General features: G+C 42.1%; 6 protein-coding genes and 1 pseudogene. 2 read left to right on the top strand and 5 right to left on the bottom strand.

The features are described from left to right. Positions 1 to 111: pseudogene (locus ACEO2X_RS13085) on the top strand (IS701 family transposase); the annotation flags it as partial. Positions 112 to 209: 98 nt separating this feature from the next. Here ACEO2X_RS13085 and ACEO2X_RS13080 read toward each other — a convergent pair. The 4 genes from ACEO2X_RS13080 to ACEO2X_RS13065 form a co-directional block, all read right to left on the bottom strand. After that, positions 210 to 1,067 (bottom strand): SPFH domain-containing protein, encoded by an 858-nt coding sequence (locus ACEO2X_RS13080; RefSeq protein WP_004972306.1) that lies wholly within the window; start codon positions 1,065 to 1,067, stop codon positions 210 to 212. A gap of 1 nt (position 1,068) precedes the next feature. Further along, positions 1,069 to 1,554 (bottom strand): NfeD family protein, encoded by a 486-nt coding sequence (locus ACEO2X_RS13075; protein WP_131260698.1) that lies wholly within the window; start codon positions 1,552 to 1,554, stop codon positions 1,069 to 1,071. Between the two features lie 130 nt (positions 1,555 to 1,684). Next, positions 1,685 to 2,602, bottom strand: coding sequence for a patatin-like phospholipase family protein (locus ACEO2X_RS13070; RefSeq protein WP_096902052.1), 918 nt, complete (start codon positions 2,600 to 2,602; stop codon positions 1,685 to 1,687). Positions 2,603 to 2,664: 62 nt separating this feature from the next. Further along, positions 2,665 to 3,318 (bottom strand): 1-acyl-sn-glycerol-3-phosphate acyltransferase, encoded by a 654-nt coding sequence (locus ACEO2X_RS13065; RefSeq protein WP_004972299.1) that lies wholly within the window; start codon positions 3,316 to 3,318, stop codon positions 2,665 to 2,667. 227 nt (positions 3,319 to 3,545) lie between these two features. Between ACEO2X_RS13065 and ACEO2X_RS13060 the strand changes: the two genes are divergently transcribed. Next, complete coding sequence (locus tag ACEO2X_RS13060; protein WP_371972124.1) at positions 3,546 to 4,829, top strand: MFS transporter; 1,284 nt, start codon at positions 3,546 to 3,548, stop codon at positions 4,827 to 4,829. Positions 4,830 to 5,101: 272 nt separating this feature from the next. Here ACEO2X_RS13060 and ACEO2X_RS13055 read toward each other — a convergent pair whose 3' ends face one another. Next, the gene (locus ACEO2X_RS13055) at positions 5,102 to 5,779 is read right to left on the bottom strand and encodes a YetF domain-containing protein (protein WP_371972123.1); all 678 of its coding nucleotides are present in this window, start codon (positions 5,777 to 5,779) and stop codon (positions 5,102 to 5,104) included. Positions 5,780 to 5,911: the final 132 nt, after the last annotated feature.

Genomic DNA, 5,911 nt, shown 5'->3' with positions numbered 1-5,911 from the left:
GAAAATGTATATCGTTGGCAGAAGAAATTATTTAGACCAATTATCAAAAGCTTCATTGATGACTTTATTCTCGATAAAAATCATCTGCTACCACAGAGAATCTTTAAATAATAGTGCGTAAGTCCTAAAATATTTCAGATTTTTTTCTGAATGGGCATAAAATAGGCAGCTTGAAAGCTGCCTATCATCTTGATGTTTATCTGATTTGCTTATGGATTATTGCGACCCATAACACCACGAATGGTATTCAGGACATCTGCAGGTAAGACCACAGTTTTGGCATTGTTGGATTTCGCCATATCTTGCATGGCTTTTACATATTGCTCACCCAATAAGTACGCCACAGGAATTTCTTTATCACCTACCGCAGAGCTGACCATTTCAATGGCACGTTGAGAAGATTCTGCCAATACAACTTGCGCTTCTGCATCACGACGTGAAGCTTCCAAACGACCATCGGCTTCTAAAATAGCCGCTTGTTTTTCACCATCGGCTTTGGTTACGGTAGCACGACGCTGACGTTCTGCTGCAGCTTGTTCTTCCATAGCTGCCTGCATGGTATGCGATGGTTTAATATCCTGAATTTCTACAGTTTTAAGGGTAATTCCCCAGTCTGAAATATCATCAGAAATGGCTGCTTTGAGTTTGGCTTTGATGTGATCGCGCGAAGACAAGGCATCATCCAAATCCATTTCACCCACAATAGAACGCAATGAGGTTTGAACAAGGTTTTGAATCGCCCAAGTATAGTTTTCAATGCCATACACTGCTTTTTCAGGAGTCGTGAGATTAATGTACGCTACCGCATTCATGAGCAGAACTGCGTTGTCACGGGTAATGACTTCCTGAGATGGAATATCTAATACAATATCTTTGGTGGTGACTTTATAGGCCACTTCATCGACATAAGGAATGACGAAGTTAAGTCCCGGTGCAAGTGTGGTGTGGTATTTACCCAGACGTTGCACAATCCACTTATAACCTTGCGGAACAATTCGCACGCCTTTAAAAATGGTAATTCCAACAAAGGCTAAAATCGCTAAAACAATAATAGATCCACCAGACATTTTAATTTCTCACTTTTTCGTTGTCATGTGCGCTGTGATGCGGCTGCACCACCAAATCATTACCCAAAATATCAATCACGCGAATACGATCTCCCACTTGCACAGGGCTTGCGGTGCGGCAGTTCCATTCGTCTGAACCAAGTACGGGCATCGGGAAACGGACTTTAATTTGATCATGTTCTAAGTTGGTTTGAATGACCATGCCAATTTGTCCAATAGTGGCTTCGCGTGACAAGCCTGCTTTGGTTTTATCGGTAGATAAGGGTTTGATAAATTTAAACCACGCCAAGGTACACAGTACCGACAAGATAATCCACATCACCAATTGGGTAGTGGTACCCATCATGGGGAACATCCAGTATAAAATACCGACCATGACTGCCCCAATGCCAAACCATAAAGCGGCAAACGCAGGCAAGACCAGTTCTGAAAGCATTAACAGAACGCCTAGTACAAACCAGTGCCAAGGTTCAAGAACGAATTCCATACATCTACTCGCGTATTTTTTACGATTGGTTAATTCTAATTGCTTAGAGAAACGCATCGACTTAAAAAGATGCGCTCTCATCACTTTAACAGATCAATAAGTTTATGAATATTAAAAAAATCACTGAATCCTAAAATTTCGGACGCGGTGCAGGTTTCAGCGCGGCAGGTGATTTTTTAAAGTTATTGATGGCTTGCAGAATTGCTTTGACCTGTAATTGTGCGGCTTTTTCACCTTCTAAAATGGTTTGGTTACTGGCTTTTAAATCTAGAGTACCAATATGTCCAACTTTAGGTTGAATCACGATATTGGCCTGCGCCAATTCCTGATTGATGCTTTGCTGCCCCATAATATTGAGGGTTTGATCGAGTAAGCCCCACATGCTGACAGGTTGATTGCCTGTCGGACGTGCAGAAATATCCACTGCAATGACTAAGTCGGCACCCATCGCTTTAGCCGTCTGTACGGGAATTGGGCTGACCAAGCCGCCATCCACATATTGTGTTCCGCCAATGGTGGCAGGTACAAAAACATTCGGAATACTGCAAGAGGCACGTACGGCTTGACCAGCATTGCCTTTAATAAAGTCGGCTTTACGTCCATTATCTAAACGTGTGGCAACGGCAGCAAAACGAATTGGAAATTTTTCAATCGGTTTATTGGCTACGTGTTGATTGACAAAGTCTTGTAACTTTTGACCTGCAATAAAACCCTGACGGTTTAAGGTTAAATCACGAATGTCGGATTCTTTAAAGGTTAGGGCAATATGTTGGAGCTGATAAGGACTTTTACCACTGGCGTATAAACTGCCGACAAAGCTGCCTGCACTGGTGCCTGTGACAATTTTTGGTTTAATCCCGTGAGACTCTAAAACTTTAATGACGCCAATATGTGCAAAACCTTTAGCACCACCGCCACCCAGCGCCAGTGCAATTACAGGTTCACGTGCTTGGATAGGTGTGGTGCTTGGCGGTGTTTTTGTTGTTTTGTCGCAGCCAGCCAAAGTTAGAGCTAGTACGCCCACTAAAGAATAACGAATCAGTTGCATATCAAATCTAAATTTAGATCAAAGAATATTGCGCCCATCTGAACAAAAAATAGAAACTTTGACTAGCCCTTTTTCAAAAGCTTTTGTAACGGTTTTGCCAACCAATGTGGATTTTTAGCCGAAAACTTGCCGTGATATTGCGTATAAATTGCATCTAAATCTTGAGCATAATCGCCCGTAGGATGAAACACGCCCAAAATATGAATGGTTTTGTGTGCATAATCAAAAGAGAACATCACAATTGGGATATTGGCGCCGTAGGCAATATGGTAAAAGCCACTGCGGATATTTTCGGCTTGTTTACGTGTGCCTTCGGGCGCCATACCAATCCAGATTTTTTCTTTTTTTCGTACAATCTCAATAATATCTTGGGTATGTCCTTGAGGAGAATGGCGCACCACAGGAATTACCCCAATCCAGTTTAAAAGTGGCTTGAGTGGGGTTTCAAATAAAGTGTGCTTACCAAAAATAGTAATTTGAATACCTAAACCGAGTAGGGCGGTAAAACCATGCCACGCATCAATATTTGACGTATGCGGTGAGATAATAGCAACTGCTTTGGGCAAGTTGGGAAATTCGCCCACCATTTGCCAGCCTTGCGCCAAAAAAATATTTTTAAATAAAGCACGACTGCTGGCTGTTCCACGTTGTGGAACTTGGTCGGGTAACTGTGGAAATTGCCGTGCACTGCGTGCAAAAGGATTGGTGATTTTCATGAATGCGATGTCATCCTGACGTGCGTGATTAACAACAATAAATACCCAATATCATGACGCATGAATCTAAATCTATTCAAGATATTAGACTTTCGCTTTGTCTGATTCATTGGCAAAATAGTCGAAATCTGAATGTGAAAGTGATGAAAAATAACAATCCATTATTCAAAATTTTAGTGTAGTACTGCGTTTTTTTGATCTTTTGCCCATATCTAAATTGAGATGCTATGCCCAATTTGCGCCAAACTTATTTGTTGTTATTTTCTCTGTATTGGGCGCAGGGCTTGCCTGTTGGTTTTATGACCCATGCCTTGCCTGTGATTTTACGTGCGCAAGGTGTGTCTTTGACACATATTGGCGGTTTCGGTTTGTTAATGCTGCCATGGTCAATCAAAGTGTTTTGGGCACCTTTGGTGGATCGCTTTGGACATTCATATTTTGGGCATTATCGTAGCTGGATTTTGCCGTGCCAGTGGCTGAGTGTTTTGGTGCTGATTGGGCTGTCCTTTTTACCGATTGAGTCCTTAAATCATCCTATATATTTGTGGGTGTTTTTTGTGGCTTTGCTCGGTATGAACTTGGTCGGTGCAACCCAAGATATTGCCACCGATGGTTTGGCGGTCAATATTTTACAAGCCAAACAGCAACATTGGTGTAATACCTTTCAGGTGGTTGGTTCACGACTGGGCTTTATTGTGGGTGGTGGTGCAATTCTGTGGGCATTGGATTGGCTAGATTGGCAAAAAACTTTCTTAATTTTAGCGGGATTGGTGTTTTTAAATACCTTGCCAATTTTAATGTTTAAAGAGCCACAACATGCTGCTAAACAAGTGCTTGTTCAAGCTCAAAGTAAAATGTCATTTCACGCACGTCTTGCTGCGATTCGTGAATATCTGCGCTATTTTGTGGAAACGCCTGTACTGTACGCATGGCTATGGGTGTTACTCAGCTTTAAAATTGCCGATGGTTTGGCTGGCCCTTTATTAAAACCTTTAATGGTAGATTTAGGCTTAAGCTTTTCTCAAATTGGCATTTATGTGACCATGTTGGGAGCAATGGCCGCTTTGTTGGGTGCAGGCATCGCAGGGTTGATGCTGAAATGGTGGTCTAGAGCGCATGCCCTCATCATTTTTTCTGTGCTTAAAATTTTGAGTTTAGTGGCCTATGCTTATTTGGCTGAATTGTATGAACAGCAAGTTGATGTTGCACACTGGCTGATTTATAGCATTAATGCTGCAGAAGATTTGTGCTCTGCCATGTTACTTGTGGTGATGCTGACCTTGATTATGCAGTACAGCCGTAAACAATACGCAGGGACCGACTTTACATTTCAGGTTGCGATTATGGCGACTGTGAGCGGGGTACTCTATACCCTGAGTGGAATGTTGGGCGATGCTTTAGGCTATGCGAATTACTTGCTGTTGATTTGTGTTGTTGCGATTTTATGCCTTGTCACGATCTGGAAATGGGCAAAGCTTGCGAAAAGCGCTCACTCATCCACGCTCGAATAAGAAGATAGATCATCAAGACAGAATGACAGGCTTAAACCACTTTAAAAAATTCATTGAGTGGAAAAAATAAAAGCGACCTTTAAAGAGTCGCTGGAGTATAAAAGGTATCCACATTGAAGTAGATACCGATCTCGTTTTTGTGATTTTCAAAAATTATTATTTGCGCTTTCAGTGCTTCACTTCGGCAGCGCAGGCAGTATAACTTTTAATTATGACAATCCTGCGACAATTTAAGTCGCATAGAGGTGTGTTGCAGCTAAAATCAACATATTCTAGCTGCGGTATGCAGTATTGATTGCCAGTGTCCATTGTTGGTGATTACAACGCGGACAGACTTCATTGGCGTGTTCAAGTAAACGGACATGCCCACAATACATGCAGGCATAATATGTGTTTGGAGTTGTGCGGTTCACGGGTTGGTAAGCTTTAGGGAATAAGGGTAAACCATAGCGTGTGGCATCGCCATGAAAAAACAACATGCTGAATTTTCCATCACTTTCTAGTAAGCCAACACGTACTTGCCCTAAATGCTCCACGCCTTGTTGGCGCATTTCGGCAAAGAATTCATCATGCGACATTTTACCGTACTTAATTTTTTCTAAGACAAGTTCGCCATTTTCTACAATATATAGCGATTTACCTTCAATCAAATCTTCAAAGGGTTGGTATTTCATCATGAGCCATGTGGTCAGGCGATACATTGCAATCACCACTGTCATCACCACCAAGGCGTGTACCAAGGGTAAATCTTTAGTGAACATGGGGTCGCCCGCAATAGAACCGAGCGATAAAATAATGGCCAATTCAAAAATGGAAAGCTGGCGTACTCCGCGTTTCCCTGTGAGACGTAAAAATAGAATAATCATGCTAAACATGAGTGCAGCCCGGATTATCAGCTCTGCAACAAATGCCCATGTGGTGTCGTGAATAAAGATGGTAAACCAATCCATAGATTTGAACCGTACCGGGTTTGTCGGAGACTTTTTTATTTAAGTTAGGCCACCTGACCTAACGGGTTAATCTTATCATAGTACATTGCTTCAAACTCAAAAGGCGATACATAACCCAGTGCACTGTGTACA

The sequence above is a fragment of the Acinetobacter sp. AL9 genome, from assembly GCF_041464035.1.
Taxonomy (GTDB): Bacteria; Pseudomonadota; Gammaproteobacteria; order Pseudomonadales; family Moraxellaceae; genus Acinetobacter; species Acinetobacter towneri.
The sequence above is the reverse complement of the archived record's forward strand: the minus strand, read 5'-3'. Positions and strand labels throughout refer to the sequence as shown.